An 18,165-nucleotide genomic window follows, 5' to 3' on the forward strand; every position below is an offset into this window, starting at 1 on the left:
TAGGAGCGTGGTTTTGTTGACGAGTCCGGCCGCACAGGACCGGTTTGTTCCTGTACATCTGGGCGATGGACAAGAACGAAACCCATGAAAAAGGGGCGCGCAGCGCCCCCCAAGGCAGTGGCCCGACGCGCAGAGTCAGCGAGGAACGTTGGTCGTGTCCATCTCGCACACTCTACCCGCAGTTGCCAGTGGGCCACCTTTGTTGGTTCCCGGGAAGTGAAAGCTAGCCGGGCACCGCAGTGGTGTCAACGACGGTGCCAGCCGGCAGGACAACGCAAGGACCAGCGCCGGAGGCCGGGGTGCCCCATGCGAGGATGGGCACCCCGGAGATCCATCGGGTTCAGAAGTAGAAGCCGAAGTTGATGTTGAAGCGGTGCTCGACGCCACCGTCTCCCGCCATGCTGCCGCCAACAAACGGCTGGTTGCGCGCGGTGACATAGTCGAAATAGGTGTACAGGTCGCCCGCGCCGACCGCCACGCCCAGCACGTTCATGAAGGTGCTGGGCAATTGTCCGGACTTGTGGGTGACCAGCGAATAGTCGTTGTAAAAATCCAGTCCGTGGATCGGACCCCACTGCACCGGCTGGTGGTACTTCACGTTGAACGTGTATGAATCGGCGCGCGCCGCGATGCTGTCGTAGAACGCATAGGCACCGACGGCCATCAGCGCAGCACCGCCGTTGACGTTGTAATTGTAGTGCGCGGCCTCGGCCTGCACGTTCCAGCGATTGTAGAAGGCGTTCATGTGCAACGCATATGCGTCGTAATTGCCGACGGTGCTGGTCGACGACTCGAGGTTGCCATGCAGACCGGACGCACCGAACTCGACCTTGAGGTCGTCAGTGGGCTTGACGGTATAGGCCACGCGCGCGGCCACCGTATTGGCGGTGCCGATCGGGTTCTGCGGCGCTGCATAAATACCCTCGCCCGGCGCTCGCACCCCCACCACGTCATAGGAATAGCTATTCGAGCGATTGCTGACGTAACCGTTGACGCCACCCATGCCGTCGTTCTTGAAAAACGCCAGTTGCACGTTCCACGGATCACCCGAGTAAACATACTCCACGCCCAGGTGGTATGTGTCCTCAAGACCCAGGTAGTAATTGGAACTGAAGAAATAATTGTGCGAATCGTAGGGCTGGTTGCCGAACGGGATCCGCGTCAGACCGATCTGCAACTGCTGGTCCTTGGTGAAATCATAGCCGAGCCAGGCGTACTTGACCGCGCTCATGTACTGGAACCAGCGCCACTCGGCCTGCAGTTCGATGTTGTCGACCTTGCCGCGCATGTTCAGGCGGAAGATGTCAAAAGCGGCATCGCCCTTACGGTGCACGTTGCCCTTGCTGTAGTCCTCGTAGCTGTATTGGAAGCGCATGGCGCCCCCGAAATGGATGCCTTGCCTGGACTTGGCAGCCTGCTTGGCCACCTCCTTCATCCTGGCCGCCCTGGCTTCGGCCAGCTTCTGCCGTTTGTCCGCCTTGCGCCCGGCGGCGGCTTGCTGCTGGCGAAGTGCATCGAGCTGCTGCTGCAGGGACTTGATCTGCTTCTGCATCGCGTCGATGCGCTGGTCCATCTTCTTGTCGTTGGTCGTGGACCCGGCGGACGACTTCGTGCTGCCTGATGAGGCCGTTGCAATGGACGGCGTGGCCCATGCGAAAGCCATGCAGACAGCCACGCATGAAAAACGGATTGATCCGTGCATGAGGTACCCCCTTTTCGAGTCGGAAAGTCCCGTGCCCGGACGGCCTGCCGTCCGGGCACGGGAACGACTCATGCGTCAGTGCGCGCTCGAGGTCGCGGCCGGCATCGAAGATGCACCTGAGGCCGGAGCTGTTGTCCAGCTGTCGACCTTAGCCACGTGCGTGGACACCCACTGCCTTGCCGCCTTGGCCGGGCTGCTGTCCGGTTCACGCGCGGCGGCCATCACCTGCTGCATGTCCTTCGCCGTCCAGTGGAAGGCATTGAGGATGGCATAGGCGCCCGGGTTGTCCTTCTTCAGGCCTTTGCGAACCAGCGTGTCAATGTTTTCGGAGCCCCCATAGACATCCTTCGGATCGGCGAGGTACTTCAGCTTCCAGCGCGCCCACATCCAGTGCGGTGTCCAGCCGGTGACCACGATCCACTTGTGGTTGTCGATGGCGCTCTTGAGCGCGGCCGTCATGGTCGCACCACTGCCCGACACCAGCTTCAGCGGCAGGCCATACTGCTTGATCGCCTTCTGCGTGAGATCCATTTCGCCCGCGCCCGGATCGATGCCAACGATGCGATTGTCGAACTTGTCGGCGTTGGCCTTGAGTTGCTCGATGCTGTCGATGTTCACATAGTCAGGCACCACCAGGCCCAGCTTGGTGCCATTCATGTTGGCACCAAGGTTTTCCAGGCGATCCTTGGTCTTGGCGTAGTAGTTGGCCTGGGTCGAAGGCAGCCAAGCACAGACCGTGGCGTCGGCGTCGTTATTGGCGATCGCCGAATACATGGCCGCGCCGCTGACCGAGATGGCATCGACCTTATAGCCCTGCTTCTCCAGCACGGCCTTGGCCACGTTGGTGGCCGCGGTGCAACTGGACCATTCCACATAGGCCAGCTTGACCGTACCGCCCGGCTTGGCGGACGAAGTCGAGGCACCCGCGCCCGACGCGGACGTGGCGGCTGTCCTGGATGCGTTGCCGTTGCTGCCACCCGAACAGGCCGACAGGGCCAGTGCGGCCAGCACCATGGGCATGGCGATAACATAAGGTTTGAACATGTTGCGAATCATCGAATCGCTCCTGTGAATGAGGGAGTCAGTGCGCACCGGCGGCAGGCGAACCGCGACCGATCCGTTGGGTAACGCGGTCCAGGATCATGGCCAGGATGACGATCGCGATGCCGGACTCGAAACCCTTGCCGGGCTCCAGTCGCTGGATGGCCTGCCACACCTTTCCACCCAATCCACCGGCACCGATCATGGCGGCAATCACCACCATCGACAGCGCCAGCATGATGGTCTGGTTGATCCCGGCCATGATGGTCGGAACCGCCATCGGCAACTGGACCTTGAACAGTTTCTGCCTCGGGCTGGAGCCAAAGGCGTCGGCGGCCTCGACCAGATCCGAGGGCACCTGTTGGATGCCCAATGCGGTGAGGCGGATAGTCGGCGGCGTGGAAAAGATCACGGTCGCCACGCTGGCGGAGACGGCACCCAGGCCGAAAAACGGGATGGCCGGGATCAGGTAGACGAATGCGGGCATGGTCTGCATGAAATCCAGCACCGGCATCACCACGCGCGAAGTGCGCTTGCTCAGTGCCGCCGCAATGCCGAGTGGCAAACCGATTGCCACCGCGATCAGGGTCGAGATCAGCACCAGGGTGAAGGTTTCCACCGTCGGTTGCCACAGGCGCAGGTTCCACAGGAACAAAAGGCCCAGGGCGGTGAAAATACCCACGCGCCTGCCGGCGGCACGCCAGCCGATTGCCGCGACAATCAGGATCAGCAGCCAGGGCGGCACCCACAGCAGCCCGGTGATGATCACGTCGATGACTGCGGAAATGCCGTGGCTCAGCGCCTGAGTCAACCAGGAAAAGTTGTGCGTCAGCCAGTTCAGTGCGACATCGATCATGTGCGCAAGGGGAAATTTTGGAACCATGGGGATCATGCGGCGTCACTCCTTTCCGGCTCGGATTCCGGCTCGGATTCGGGCTCGGCGGAAGTCGTCTTGTCAGGGGTGTTTTCGGCCAGTGCGGTCAGCACGGCCGCGCGCGTGACTACGCCCAGCACCTTGTTGTTTTCATCCACCACGGGCAGCAGCCAGCGCCATTCGGAGAGGATGCCGATAATGCTCATGAGGGGCTCATTGATCGGAATCGACGGTGTCTCCTCGATCAGGGGCTCGATGGTTTTCAGGCCATCCTGCACCGCCTTGCTGGCCGCCTCGACACTGATCGTTCCGCGCAGCGTGTAGTCGCGTTCCACCACCAGCAGGCTGGCATAGTTGTCGTCGTTCATCTTGCGCAATGCCGTTCGCGGCCCGTCACCGGGAAACGCCAGAACGCGTGCACGCTGCAACACGGCTTGCGCGGTCAGAACGCGCGACATGTCCACGTTCTCCACAAACCGTTCGACATAGGCGCTGGCTGGATTCTTCAGGATGTCCTCCGGCGTGCCGATCTGCACCACGCGTCCGTCCTTCATCAGCACGATGCGGTCGCCCACCTGCAGCGCCTCGTCCAGGTCGTGGGTGATGAACACAATGGTCTTTTTCACGCGTTGCTGCAGCAGCATCATCTCGTGCTGCATGTCGCGGCGAATCAGTGGATCGAGCGCACTGAAGGCCTCGTCCATCAACAGGATGTCCGGCTCCACCGCCAGCGCCCTCGCCAGACCCACGCGCTGCTGCATGCCGCCGCTGAGTTGGGATGGATACGAATCGGACCAGCCCTTCAGCCCGACCAGCTCCAGCGCCTCGTTGGCACGGCGGCGGCGCTCCTCGGGCTCGATGCCCTGGATCTCCAGCCCATACGCCGCGTTGTCGACTACGGTGCGGTGCGGAAACAGGGCGAAATGCTGGAACACCATGCTGATCTTGTGCTGTCGAAGTTTCAGCAACTGGTCATGGTCGTAGGTGGTGATGTCCTCGTCATCGATGTAGATGTGACCGCGCGAAGGCTCGTTGAGGCGGTTCAGGCAGCGGATCAGCGTGGACTTGCCACTGCCGCTCAGCCCCATGACCACCACGAACTCGCCTTGCTCCACCTCGAACGAGACATCGGATATGCCCACGGCATGGCCGGCTTCCCGGATTTCGGCATTGCTCTTGCCTGCATCGAGCATGCGCAAGCCTTCTTTCGGGCGGGGCCCGAAAATCTTGGTGAGCTTCTCGATCCTGATTTTCGCCATCGCTTGTTTCCCCTTCCCTCGGGCATGTGTCCCGGTTGGAGGACCGAGCCTGAAGGTGCGCAAGCGACTACTCCAGCCGCTGCGCTCAAGGCCAGCCCATGCTGTTTTGTTGAAAGACCACCGTATTACCTCGGCGCCCCCGGACACAAGCGCAGTGCCTGCCTCAGGCAGAGGTCAAAGGAGGCCTTCCACCCTCTTATCAAGGCCTTGCCGTGTCTTGCGCACAGTGCAAGCTATAGGGATCCGGCCTGGCATGAGTCCGATCAACCGGTTCCTGCGGGCTCTTCGAGCAACTGCGCCAGGCCACTGAAGCGTCGCGTGCTGCGAACAATGGTGCGCTCAAGGACGTCCAGACCGGCGACAACCGTGACATGGCGACGCGCCCGGGTGATGCCGGTGTAAAGCAGCTCACGACCCAGCACGCGAGCATCGGCCGAAGGCAGAACCAGGGTCACCTGGTCGAACTCCGATCCCTGGCTCTTGTGGATCGTCATCGCATAGGCACTCTCGTGCTCGGGAAGCGTCGCGAGCGCGAGCCTGCGCACCTCGCCGTCGATGGCGGGGAACCATGCGCACAAGCTGCCGGTAGCGTCCGGCAGGACGATACCGATATCTCCATTGAACAGATCCATGGCGTAGTCATTGCGGGTGACCAGCAAAAGGCGCCCCGGGTAGTCGGCCTGCTCGGGAGCAATGCCCAGGCGTTGGCGCAATGCATGCTCGAACACCTCGTTCAGCGAGCGGCTGCCTGCAGGCCCTTCACGCAAGGCGGTGAGCATGCGTTGGGTCCCTGATTTTTCCAGCGCCTGGCGCGGATCGACGCATTTCGCCAGTGCGGCAAAAGCTTCCAGGTGCCGCGCAAGCAGCACTTCGGCCAGTCGGCTCGAAGGCTCCTCGACCAAGTCAACCCCCTCGAACGATCCGTCTCGCAAGCCCTCGCAGACCGCCGTTGCATCACCTTCCCGCACGCGCGCAGCCATTCGCCCCAGTCCGCTGTCGGCACCGAAGCGATGCGAATGGCGCAAGCCGACCACGGCATCGGCAAATGGCGAGGCGTCAGGTCGACCCGCGACATCCACCCCGGTGACCTGCCCAACCAGCCTGGCGCGCCCAGGCGACATCACGCCGTCGCCAGCCGCCGCGCAGATCGCCGAAAGCACGTTGCCGGCCTCCACTGAAGCCAGTTGGTCGCGATCCCCAAGCAAGACCAGACGGGCACCCGGCGACAGCGCTTCGAGCAGGCGCGCCATCAACGGCAGATCAACCATCGAGACTTCGTCGACCACCACCAGATCGGCATCCAGCGGATGCGCGGCATCATGCCGGAACCTGGCGCTGCCCGGGCGAACGCCCAGCAGCCGATGCAGGGTGGATGCCTCGCGAGGGATCGCTGCACGCACTGCATCCGGGACCGGCAATGCCTTGACGCGCTCGCGCAATGACTCGCCCAGGCGGGCTGCGGCCTTGCCGGTCGGCGCAGCCAGCCGAATGCGGGGCAGCCGCTGGCCCTGCTCGATGGCGCCCATGATCCAGGCCGCCAACAGCCACAGCACGGTGGTGGTCTTGCCGGTTCCGGGACCGCCGGTGATCACGCTGAGTGGCGACACCAGTCCGGTCAATGCCGCCACGGCCTGCCAGCCATCCGCGACCCCCTGCAGGTCGAAGAAGGGCTCAAGCAGCGATCGCAGACGCTGCGCATCCGCGGCTTCGGTCGTGCGGGTGGCCAGTGCGCGCAATACCCGGGCCACCCCGCGTTCATGATGGTAATAGCGTCCCAGCCAGACACGATCCAGGTCGTGCAGCAATGGCTGGTTTGCATCCGCGCCCGCTGGCGCGGCCCATGCACTGGAGCCCAGCGCGGTCCTCAACGCAGGCAGATCCGGCAACACCGGCAGGCCCATGCCCTGGGGCGCCGCCTCGGCCAGCACGTCGCCCAGGGATGCAAGCGGCAGGCAACTGTGCCCCTGGGCCACCGCCAGGGAAGCGGTGGCCGCAAGCAATCCGAGCGCAGGGTCCGCGACCGGATCAAGCTCCAGCAGGCAGCGCCCGAGTTCCACGTCGATCGGCTGCAGCACGCGAAGGTCCGCAAGACGCTGCAACAGGTCGTATCTGCCGTTCATGTGCCGGCCCTCCCCGGCGCGCGCAACAGTTCATCCATGCCCAGCACCAGTTCGGCCGGAGGACGGTCGGCGAATATGCCGTTGTCGGCTGCCCCCATTCCCATACCGCGCAGGTACAGATAGCGGATCCCGCCGAAGTCGCGAGCATAGTCGTAGTCCGCGCCCAATACCTGGCCGAGCCAGCGGTGCAGGGCCACGGTGTAAATCAGGTATTGCAGGTCGTAATCACTGGCTCGAACCGCATCCTGCAAGCGCGCGGGTGCGTAGTCGTCGGTGGTGTCGCCCAGGTGATTGGTCTTGTAGTCCACCACCCACCACTGCCCCTCGTGGACCAGGACCAGATCGATGATGCCGGTCATCAGTCCGGCCAGCCTGCGCCCGACATGGGCAAAGTCAAGACGCTGCGTCTGGTATCCATGCGCGTGCATCAGGTCCAGCAGCGCGCGCGGATCGGTACCGTCCATGCCGAAGTGGAACTCCATCTCCTCGCGACGCTGTTCACGCGGCAACCTGGCCAGGGTCAGGTCGTCCAGAAACGGTGTGCACAGGGTTCGCCGCAGCAGGCCCTCGACCGGGGCACGGGCCGCGGAGGATACGAATCCCTGCGCGGCCAGCGCGCGCTCCACGATCACGCGCTGGGACTCGGGCAGCACCGCGTCCGGGTCCGACCACGCCGCGAAATCGATGCGTTCGAGCATGTCATGCACAGCACTGCCGAAACGGCTGCCATGCAGTCCGGCGCCGAGCGCGGGCACCTTCTGGGCCGGCCCGGTTGCGGCCTCCTTGTCGTCCCGGGTCGCCAGCTCCGGAAATGCCCCATGACCACCTTCGGCCAGGCGCGTGAAGCTGTGGCTGCGCCAGTCGCGATCCATGGAACGCGTGAAAACGCGCGCCTGCAGAGTTTCCCCGACGTTTGCTCGCAGCGTGTCGAGGACAGCAGGTTCGGGCAACGCCTGCGCGAGGACATGCCCGGCGGAAGCACCGAACAACGCGTCCACGCCCTCAGGCAATACCCAGTCCAGTACATGTCCCTTGAACTTCGGCGCCGCAGTGCCCGCACTGAACCAGCACGCATGCCGGGCGCGGGTCACGCCGACATACAGCTTGCGCACGCCCTCGGCCAGGTCCTCCCGCTGCGCGGCAGCCAGGGCAGCATCGTCGTCCGGATCGCGCTCATCCGAACCGGACGCAATGAAACGTTTCACCAGGTCGTCGCCGTCGTGGTACGAGGCAAACGCGCCCTTGCTCGGTGGCGTAGCCTGCATCAGCGCCGTAAACGGCAGGAACACCAGGTCGAACTCCAGTCCCTTGCTGGCGTGCACGGTCATGATCTGCACGCGCGCGGCATCGCTATCCAGGCGTAGTTGCTCTTCCTCGTTGTGATCATCGGCCCGCTCGATGCGGCGCGCCAGCCAGTCGCGCTGAGCGTGGACACTGGACAGGTGCCGCGCTTCGGCCTGCAAGGCGTCGCCAATCTGCATCAGATTACTCAGGACGCGCTCCCCGCCGGGCTCGGACAGCAGCCGGCGCGCGTGGCGCTCGCCCAGGCGTTCAAGCATCGCCAGCACGCCGCGTTGCAGCCAGCGTGCGCGAAGGTCGTCCAACTCCGCGCGCCAGTCGGCGTCGGTATCGAGCATGGCCGCGAGGTCGCCCAGCCGACGACCCAGCAGGCGCGTGCTCAGCGCGGCACGCGCCAGACCTGCGTGTCTGGGCGCCAGCATTGCATCAAGGATGCGGCGCAGTTCGGTCGCCTCTTCCGAGGCATACACGCTCTCGCGCCGCTGGCACACGGCGGGTACGCCGGCATCGGCCAGTGCATCCTGCACGCGCATGGCCTGACGATTGGAATCGACCAGCACAGCGATACTTCCGGGGCGGAGCGACCCCCCATCGAGCGAGGCCGCATCGGGCGCCAACAGACGTGCCACGGCACCGGCGCAGGACGCAGCAAGAAGAGTTTCCAGCCCCGGCTTGCCCCCGCCCACTGGCGCGTCGGGCAATCGCCATACGGTCATCGGCGCGACGCGGCCGGTCGCCACCTGCAATGCAGCGTCGGCCACATGGCCACCGGGCTGCACCTGCTCGAATGCAATGCCGTCCTCGACGAACACCTCACCGCGCTGGGTGAACAATGCTTCACACGCGGCAAGCAACCCCGGCGCGGAGCGGTAGTTGTGATCCAGCGACCAGTGATGATCGGCCAGGCGCTTGGCACGCAGGTAGGCATGCACATCACCGCCACGGAACCCGTAGATGGCCTGCTTGGGATCGCCAATGCAGAACAGCGTGCCCTCGCGCTCATACAGGTGCCTGAAGATCTCGAACTGACGCACGTCAGTATCCTGGAACTCGTCCACCAGGGCCACCGGATACTGCGTGCGCAGGGCCTTGCGCAACCGCGCGCCGTGGGTACCGTCATTCAGGCCACGATGCACCCAGTCCACCTGATCGGCATAGGACATGCGCACCAGGTCGCGCTTGCGCATGGCCAACCAGCCACGCGCCTCGTCGACCAGACGGTGAAGCACGCGGGGCAACCGCGAACGTATGTACATCTGCCAGGCCCGATCGGTCTGCAACCAGGCATCAATGGCCGTGAAAGCCGCGTGACCGCGGAACGGCGGTTGGTTGCTCTTCACCGACCCCTTGAGCTTTTTGCCTGCAAACTTCTGCAACTGGGCCATCGACGGCCAGCCGCCGCCCAGCAACCGGGCTCGCAGCGCCTGCAGCTGTTCGAGGCTCGACTCCTTGTAGCTGCCCTTGTTCAAATGCCCTGCATGAAAGGCGTCCCCGAAAACCGACACGGCTGCGTCACCGCCCTCGACCCAGGCCTGCACCAGCGCAGCGCGCGCAGTATCCGGGTGCTCCGGCGCGACCTCATCCCCTTCCGCGGCCGGTTCGATGCGACCAGCGAAATCGACCAGGCCCTTGAGCGTGTCGGCCAATGCCTGGGGCGTCGTGCCGAACGCCTGCAAGGCGCATCGCTCGGCCTCATCCACACTGCCTCCCAGACGCAGCCAGGCGTCGGCGGCAAAGACCTCCAGCAGATCCCGGTCGGACGGTTCCAGTGCGAGCATGCCGCTGACCCCATCGATCAGGCTGGTGTACTCGCCCAGCACGCGTTGGCAGAATCCGTGGATGGTGAAAATGGCGGCCTCGTCCATGCGCGTGACCGCCTGTTCCAGCCGCCGCGCCAGTTGCGCGGCTGTTTCATCGCCTTTTTCAAGCACGCCGCGCAGCAGGGACAGTGCCCATAGCTGCTCGCCGGAAGCGTCGGCAGGTGGTGCGCCCTGATGCAGCCAGGGCTGCGCCGCAACCTGCGCGCACACGGCCAGCCGCTGGCGCAGGCGCTGGCGCAATTCCTCGGTCGCCGCCTTGGTGAACGTCATCACCAGAATCTGCCGCACCTCCAGCTGATGTTCGGCCACCAGCCGCACATACAGGCCGGATATGGTGTAGGTCTTGCCGGTCCCGGCGCTGGCCTCGATCTGCTGCACACCAGACAGCGGGACGCGCAGGGCCATGTCGGTCCTGGCAAGGGAGTAGCGGGGTTCGTTCATGGCGCGCCTCCATCCGCCAAGGCACGGCACAGCGGCTCGTACACACGCAAGGACAAGGCCCGGAAGCGTGCTTCAACCGGCCCGTCATCCAGCAATTCCCGCCCGCGAAAGGCGAGTGCGAACCAGGCATCGCTGGACTCGGCAAAGCCATTGTAGCCTCCGTTCCATGCGTTGCTTGCGGCCTTGCGTGCGGCGTTTTCGTCGAACGTTTCACCGACACCCATCGTGGCCCACGCAAACGCCGTTCGCGGCGGCAACGGGAGTGGCTCGCACAGGCCTTCCCGAACGGTGTCAATGAGCTCGGCCAAGTGGTTGCGTGCCTGCAACGGTGCCGGCATGGCCGGACGCCAGGGCAGGCTCCAGCGAAATTTGTCGCTATCGCGCCCCCAGGCCAGACACTCCCCGGCCGCTCCCAGAGCCACCGCGACCAGCGCGCCCAGCCACCACTGCATCCAGCCACCGGAACTGTGGGCCTTGCCGACCCATGCGCCGTAGCCGCCGTCATACAGCTCGTCCAGCGCTCCCTGCAGCACCCTGCCCGCGCCGAGATCGAGATGAAATCGCCGCGAAGGCAAAGCAGGATGCAGCTGTCGCCACGACTGCCATTGGCGCAAACCCGGGCCAAGCGCATCCATGGTCTGCTCGAATGCGGCCTGGCCCCACGCCAGTGGCGGCAGCAGCGATTGTGCTCGCAGCATCTCCAGGGCCTGCTCCGAAGTCGACTCACCTCGTTGCACCCGCAGGGCCAGTGCGCTATCCAGCTGATGCTGTTGCAGCGGGCCCAGCACCAAAGGCTCACGCTGGTCCGCAAGCACCGCCGCGTTGGCCAGGGACAAGCCCGCCCTTCCCCGCAGAAAGGCAGCGGCCGGATTGCGCATGAATTGCCGCAACGCGGTCAACTCGAACACCTCGTCGACCGCTTCCGGTGCCGGCCAGGGCTGATCGACGAAAGCCGGCTGCATCGACACGCGGGGCGCGGGACGCAACGCTTCCAGCCACTCGCCGCGATAAGTGAACACGTTGTCGGCGTGTCCGGCCTGGGCATCGGCCATGAACAAGCGTGACGCAAACGGCTGCATCGGATACTGCGTGACCAGCGCTGAGCGCGCGGCCTCCGGCTGGTCGAAATAGCCTTGGCAGACGTGCTCGAGCAGTTCGCTGAGCACCACCGAGGGCTCGATCGCGCTGCCCTTGCGCAGATCGATACCCGTGTAACTCAGGTACAGCTGCTCCCTGGCCGCCATCAGGGTCTGCAAGAACAGGTAGCGATCGTCCTCGCGCACCGAGCGATCGCCCACAAGCCGTTTGCCGGCCAGCATGCGGTTGAGCGTATCGGCCGGATCACGACGCGGGAACGAATCTGCGTCCAGGCCCAGCACGCAGATCACCTTGAACGGCACGTTGCGCAGCGGCACCAGGCCGCAGACGCTGACGCCGCCCGCCAGGAATCGCTGTGATGGCGAAGTGTCGCGCAACTGCTCGCGCATGAAGGCACGCACGCTTTGCCAGTCGAGGGGGCGCTCGAAACCGCCCGCGGCACTGTACTCGGCCAGCGACCGCAGCGCCCCGCGCACAACGTCCATGGCACGCTCCTCGTCGCGCCCCTCGGGCCCCGGCACCAGTTGATCCAGTGCACGATTGAGCAGGGCCTGCCAGTCCGCCGGCACGCGCTCCTTGCGCTGCGCTCGACGCAACTCCCGCAGGGTCCGCTGCAAGCCAAAAAGTGCGCCCAGCGCGGCGGTATCCCCAGCCTCCAGATCCGTCAGCGGCGCGATGCCGTGAAGCAGTTCTCCGGCGGCCGCGTCACCGCTCATGTACCCCAGCAGCAGACGCCTCCGACCGAAGCGCCAGCTGTATTCCTCGAACGCCGGCAGGCCTTGACCCACGCGGTCCTCGGCATCCTCTCCCCAGCGCACGCCGGCCTCGTGAATCCAGCTGCCGAGCTGCTCGAGCACGTCCTCGTCCAGGCCGAAGCCGCGCAGCACCGCAGGCGTGGCCATCACTTCAAGCACCTCGGTCGCGGTCAGGCGGCTGGCCGGCAGGTCAAGCAGACCCAGGAACAGGGATACCAGGGTATGGGATTCGGCCAACGGCCGGTCGGCCAGGGTCCACGGGATGCGGCGCGGATCGTCCGTGGCCAGTGCGCCGAACACCGCTTCCACACAGGGCGCGTAGCGTGCCATGTCCGGCACCATCACTGCGATGTCGCGTGGCTGCAGGTCCGGATCGAGCTGCAGTCGGTCCAGCAACTGATCATGCAGGACCTGCACCTCGCGCAGCGGCGAGTGACAAACATGCACGCGCAGCGAACGATCGGCGGGATCCGGCATATCAAGCCGTTTCTCGACTTCGGGCGCGACCAGCGTGATCACGTCCGCCTGTACCCGCTGCAGCAAGGTCCCGCGCGGCGGATCGTGGTCGTCGGGCATGTCCTCGACATCCGGCTGCACCTGCTCATAGGAAAACAGCTGGGCGACGAAGTCACGACCGACTCCGCCCAGCGACACCAGCAGGCGATTGGGCTTCTCGTCGAACAGGCCGGTGAGCGCGTCCATGAAGGCGGCGCTGCCTTGGCGACGGTTCGGAAGGTCGCCCCAGTATTCACGGCATGGCGTGGGCAGGAAAAAATGCAACTCGCAGTAGCGTCCCAGAACACCCAGTACGCGCAGCACGTCGGGCGAGACGTTGATGATGCCGAACGCATACAGACGCGTCGGCAGGCCCTTGGGAGGCACTGCCGACGCATCACCCTGGCGATCCAGAAACTGCCCCAGCAGATGACTGCGCGAGGCAGTGTCGGTGCGGGTCAGCCGGCGCCAGAGTTCGGCTTGCGGGGCATCCGGCTCCTCGCCTTTTTCCCATTTCTTGAGCAGGTCCCGACGATAGCCCTGGTAGCGTTCGAACAACTGCGCCAGGTGCCCGGCGAGTTCGAAGCGCCGCAGGTCACGGGGCTCACTCCCGGACAGCTCGGCCAGCGCGGTCGGAATATCCTCGCCGTGCAGCAGATCCAGGATCCTCCAGCGCAGCACCTCGCGGTCGAACCCCGCAAGCTCGGGCAATTCAGGGTGTTCCGCACGCAAGACCCGCCATACCAGTTGTGCCGGGGCGATGAATTCCAGATTGGCGGCAATGCCGTGACGTTCGGCCAGCCGCTGCACCAGCCAGCGCTGCAGACCCGCTTGCGGCACCAATACGGTCAGCGGCTCCAGGATGCGCTGAGGATCGTGCCGGACCAGAAGCTCAGCCAGAGTATCGGCCAGACGGTCAAGATTGGTGTCGTAGTGCAGGTGAAACATGCCACCCCCGATTTCAGTCGCCCCAGTCTAGGGGGTGTCCGCTCCCGCGAGTAGGTCGCGCATGGATTGACGCGCCTTGCACACGGAGACGACGGAACATCGGGATCGTTTTGACACGACGCAGTCTCATGCATCGCGACGAGGCCTTTTCCATGGAAGCCCCATGCCATCACCCCGGTCCTTTATGTTGCGGGATGGCGCTTGTGGTGGTCCGCGCGTGAATCGCCATGGTGGCGCTGCGGAACAGTCATGGCAGGACGCATGCCCGCGTACCGCATCCGGAGCCGCATGTCGGATTTCACCCCGCAGCGACGCCCAAGCAGCGCCCGGACGAACGAATGGATCTCTGCAACCAGATGGCGCACAAGATGACCGCCCATCGTGCGCGCAGCAGGGCGTGCTTGCGGGCTTCACCGATGCAAGCCGTATCTTTGCGAAGGCCTTGGCCCCAGTCGTACGGGCAGTTCTGCTGCCCGATATCGCTTCTGGTCGGGCCGATGCGAAATCCTGGGCGATCACCCGAGTGCTGGATCCCGCTGGACCCAAAAGGCGGCAACACGAGCCTCACACAGCTATCGACGCATCCGAGGTGTGTTCCATGAGCGCGCTCCACTGGGGCGGCTCGGGCCACTCCGGGGCAAGGTCCCCGGCCAATGCGGCCTGCAGGTCACGGCGGTCCAGATGTGGCGCCAGCAATTCGGCAAAGCCGAGGGTGTAATCCCGCAGGACGCGGTCACGACGCAATATCAGCCAGGTGGTGCAAGACGGCAGCAAGTTTCCGACATCCAGGACCTTGAGATCTCGCGAGTCCTCCGGCTGCACCGCCATTTCAGCCAGGATGCCCAAGCCCAAACCGGCGCGCACATAGGTCTTGATCAAGTCGGCATCGCCCGAGGTGCAGGCAAAACGAGGCTGCAACCCGGCCTCCATGAAAGCCTGACGCAAGGACGATTCGGGACGCAGGGAGGAGTCGTAACTGACCAGCGGCTGCCCGGCCAGATCGCCCAGGCGCAAGGAACGCCCCAGGGAGGCAAGGGCGTGATTGCGCGGAACGACCACGGCCCGGCGCCATTTGTACAAGGGCACAGCCAGTCCGCCCACCGGGGCAGCGCCACTGCTGCTGATGATGGCGAGATCAGCTTGACCGCCAGCAAACAGGTTCATGATCTGCGCGTCCCCATGCGGACGCAGGTGGAAGCCGACCATCGGGTGGCGATGCTTGAAGGCACCGGCAACATGCGGCAGTACAAAACGTGCCTGGGTATGCGTGGTCAGGATGGTCAGCTCGCCGTGCTGGTCATCGCGCAGGTTTGCGGCAAGAGCGCGGATGCTGCCGGCCTCTTCCAGGATCATGCGCGCGCGGGAAATGACCTGCTGTCCGGCAGGGGTCACGGTCTTCAGGCTTTTGCCCTTGCGCGAGAAAAGCTGGAAGCCAAGTTCGCTCTCCAGCTGCTTGAGTTGCTTGCTCACGCCGGGCTGCGTGGCATGGATGCGTTCGGCCGCCAAGGTGATATTGAGACCTGAATCGGCGATCGAGACAATATAGCGGAGCTGGGTCAGTGTCATTGGATGCGTTCCGTGGGGGCCACCGGCGTGTAGAGGTATCCAGGACGTTTTATGCCCTGAGCACATATGCATACGGATGGTTTTGACAATCAGATGTTCCCTCATGCTGATTTCGCCCGGATGACGATCTGGCCCAGCACCACTAGCGCAACCACAGGTGCTGGACCGAACGTATGGACGTCTATCGCATCGAACATACACCCAAAGTCTTTTTATGCATATATGGCATATGGTGACATCGAGGTTTCATTTCACCTGTCCATGCACACGGACTAGGCTTGAGAGTCACTGCTCTGCCGTGTCCATGCCGATGAACACCGCAACAGCCACGCCACCCCGGACACCACACCGGACAGTGGTGATCGTGGATATCCTGCCCACCGTTCGCATGAGGATTCAACATGACCCTGCAACTTGGCGAAACAGCCCCGGACTTCACTCTCGACTCCACCGAAGGCCCCATCCACTTTCATGAATGGAGCGGCGACCAGTGGGTCATCTTCTTCTCGCATCCCAAGGATTTCACCCCGGTATGCACCACCGAACTCGGTGCTTTCGCAAAGCGCAAGGACGAATTCAAAGCCCGCAATACGCGCTTGATCGGGCTGTCGGTCGACAGCGTCGATGACCATGAAAAATGGTCGAAGGATGTTGCCGATGTCGGTGGATCAGCCCTGAACTACCCCCTGCTCGCCGACCCCGAACTCAAGGTCGCCAAACTTTACGGCATGTTCCACCCCAAGGCCGACCCGAAGGTCACCGTGCGTTCGGTATTCATCATCGACCCGGCCAAGAAGGTGCGTCTGACCATGACCTATCCACCGAGCGCGGGTCGCAACGTGGACGAGGTGCTGCGGGTGCTCGACTCGCTGCAGCTGACGGAGGGCAAGCAGTTGACCACCCCGGTGGACTGGAAGCCCGGTGAGGACGTGATCATCGCGCCCTCGGTCAGCGACGAGCAGGCCAAGGTACGTTTCCCCGGGGGATGGCGCACGCTCAAGCCGTACCTGCGCTTCGTGCCCAGCCCGAAAGACTGACGGACGCGCCCTGCAACCGCATGGCCGGCAGGCGTACCTGCCGGCCCCATTCCTGTTGACCCTTTACAGCCCCGATCATGAACATGCATATAGCCGCCAAGCATCCGTCGCCGGAGATGATCCTGCGCCCCGATTTCGCCGCCGCGATCGGCAACACCCCGCTGATTCGCCTGCGCCGGGCCAGTGAGTCCACCGGCTGCGAAATCCTGGGCAAGGCCGAATTCATGAATCCGGGCGGTTCGATCAAGGACCGAACCGCGTTGGGCCTGCTCGATGATGCCGAACGACGCGGCCTGGTCCGGCCGGGCGGCACCCTGATCGAGGGCACGGCGGGCAATACCGGTATCGGGCTGGCGCTGGTCGGCAACAGCCGCGGCTATCGCACCATCATCATCATGCCCGAGACGCAGAGCGCGGAAAAAATTGCCGCCGTGCGCATGACCGGCGCCGAGGTGCGCCTGGTCCCCGCCGTGCCCTACAAGGACCCCGGACATTTCGCGCACCGGGCACGGGCCCTTGCCGAATCCATGAATGACCAGGACCCCGGCAGCGCCTGGTTCGCCAACCAGTTCGACAACACGGCCAATCGCGACCTGCACGAGAACACGACCGGCGTGGAGATCTGGGAGCAGACCCGCGGCCGCGTGGACGGATTTGTCTGCGCCAGCGGTACCGGAGGCACCCTGGCCGGCGTCGGGCGCGCACTGAAAGCGCGCAAGGCCGGCGTGCAGATCGGCTTGTCCGACCCCATGGGCTCGGCCCTGGCGCATTTCATCAACCACGGCGAGCTGAAATCCGAAGGCGGTTCCATCAGCGAAGGCATCGGCTCCAGCCGCATCACCGCCAATTTCGAGGACGCCCCCATCGACCGGGCCTGGAGCATCCCCGACACCGAGTCGGTCCCGCTGGTGCATGAGCTGCTGATCGAAGAGGGCCTGTGCCTGGGAGGCTCCAGCGGCGTCAATGTGGCGGGTGCCATCAGACTGGCGCGCGAGCTTGGTCCCGGCCACGTGATTGTCACGATCCTTTGCGATTCGGGCACGCGCTACCCACGCAAGCTTTTCAATCCGCAATTGCTTCACGAGAAGAACATTCCGGTGCCGGCATGGCTGGAGCAGGCGTTTACCGAAGCCGCCTGAACCTTGCGCCAAAACGGATGATGGCGAATGCCCGGTTGCGTTCATGCCAGAACGGATATGCGCGTGTGTCCGGTTGCTGCGCTCCCTCGCGCGCCATGAACACGACGAAACAGGAACAGCGTCCTGCAGAGCGCATGCAGCGTCCCGTTCCTGTTGACCAGAAGTGTCGTTCTGGCCTGGGATCCATGTGATCGCAGCAGACCGTTGCATGCATGGTCTACTGCGAACGTGGCAACCCGCGCACCCATCGCCACACTCACCGCACCGGCAGACGCAGCAATCTGTGGCCCGTCACCTGGTCGCGCATGGTCGTGATGCCGCAGCCGTTCGCATGGAGCGGCGCTGAGGCCCACGCAAGGCTTCTAGTGAAGGCATGACAAACACTACCAACCTTGTTTGCGGCCTGACGGCCCCGTCTTCTCCTGTCCCAGGGACCAAGAGCACGGATTCCAGGCCCATGACGACGCTTGCAAGGAAACTTCAGGCTGTGTTTTAGCATGCTGCGCAATACCTTGCGCCCCAGCGACACATGGAATAATGATAATGTTTCGCATCGAAGCCTGGGCATCTC

The 18,165-nt window shown here is 64.2% G+C and carries 10 protein-coding genes; 2 read left to right on the plus strand and 8 right to left on the minus strand.

Going from position 1 to position 18,165, the window contains the following annotated elements:
• Positions 1-340: 340 nt before the first annotated feature.
• The 8 genes from PF446_RS06520 to PF446_RS06555 all read right to left on the minus strand — a co-directional run bounded on the left by PF446_RS06520 (position 341) and on the right by PF446_RS06555 (position 15,418).
• Positions 341-1,663 (minus strand): carbohydrate porin, encoded by a 1,323-nt coding sequence (locus PF446_RS06520; RefSeq protein ID WP_298070428.1) that lies wholly within the window; start codon positions 1,661-1,663, stop codon positions 341-343.
• Positions 1,664-1,777: 114 nt separating this feature from the next.
• Positions 1,778-2,746 (minus strand): glycine betaine ABC transporter substrate-binding protein, encoded by a 969-nt coding sequence (locus PF446_RS06525; RefSeq protein ID WP_298070429.1) that lies wholly within the window; start codon positions 2,744-2,746, stop codon positions 1,778-1,780.
• A 37-nt stretch (positions 2,747-2,783) separates the two neighbouring features.
• Complete coding sequence (locus PF446_RS06530; RefSeq protein WP_298070430.1) at positions 2,784-3,635, minus strand: proline/glycine betaine ABC transporter permease; 852 nt, start codon at positions 3,633-3,635, stop codon at positions 2,784-2,786.
• Positions 3,632-4,876 (minus strand): glycine betaine/L-proline ABC transporter ATP-binding protein, encoded by a 1,245-nt coding sequence (locus PF446_RS06535; RefSeq protein ID WP_298070431.1) that lies wholly within the window; start codon positions 4,874-4,876, stop codon positions 3,632-3,634. Before PF446_RS06535 ends, PF446_RS06530 begins: the two co-directional genes overlap by 4 nt.
• Before the next feature lie 263 nt (positions 4,877-5,139).
• The gene (gene recD, locus PF446_RS06540; protein WP_298070432.1) at positions 5,140-6,996 is read right to left on the minus strand and encodes an exodeoxyribonuclease V subunit alpha; all 1,857 of its coding nucleotides are present in this window, start codon (positions 6,994-6,996) and stop codon (positions 5,140-5,142) included.
• Entirely contained in the window at positions 6,993-10,556 is a 3,564-nt protein-coding gene (locus PF446_RS06545) for a UvrD-helicase domain-containing protein (RefSeq protein ID WP_298070433.1), read from the minus strand. The genes recD and PF446_RS06545 overlap by 4 nt, the downstream gene beginning before the upstream one ends.
• Complete coding sequence (gene recC / locus PF446_RS06550; RefSeq protein WP_298070434.1) at positions 10,553-13,852, minus strand: exodeoxyribonuclease V subunit gamma; 3,300 nt, start codon at positions 13,850-13,852, stop codon at positions 10,553-10,555. Before recC ends, PF446_RS06545 begins: the two co-directional genes overlap by 4 nt.
• A gap of 564 nt (positions 13,853-14,416) precedes the next feature.
• On the minus strand, positions 14,417-15,418 hold the full coding sequence (locus PF446_RS06555; RefSeq protein ID WP_298070435.1) for a LysR substrate-binding domain-containing protein: 1,002 nt from the start codon (positions 15,416-15,418) through the stop codon (positions 14,417-14,419).
• 401 nt (positions 15,419-15,819) lie between these two features.
• Here PF446_RS06555 and PF446_RS06560 point away from each other — a divergent pair, with 401 nt between their 5' ends.
• On the plus strand, positions 15,820-16,455 hold the full coding sequence (locus PF446_RS06560; protein WP_298070436.1) for a peroxiredoxin: 636 nt from the start codon (positions 15,820-15,822) through the stop codon (positions 16,453-16,455).
• A gap of 116 nt (positions 16,456-16,571) precedes the next feature.
• The gene (locus tag PF446_RS06565) at positions 16,572-17,594 is read left to right on the plus strand and encodes a cysteine synthase A (RefSeq protein WP_298070444.1); all 1,023 of its coding nucleotides are present in this window, start codon (positions 16,572-16,574) and stop codon (positions 17,592-17,594) included.
• The last annotated feature ends 571 nt before the right edge of the window (positions 17,595-18,165 follow it).

The organism is Oleiagrimonas sp. (assembly GCF_027858935.1).
Classification (GTDB): domain Bacteria; phylum Pseudomonadota; class Gammaproteobacteria; order Xanthomonadales; family Rhodanobacteraceae; genus Oleiagrimonas.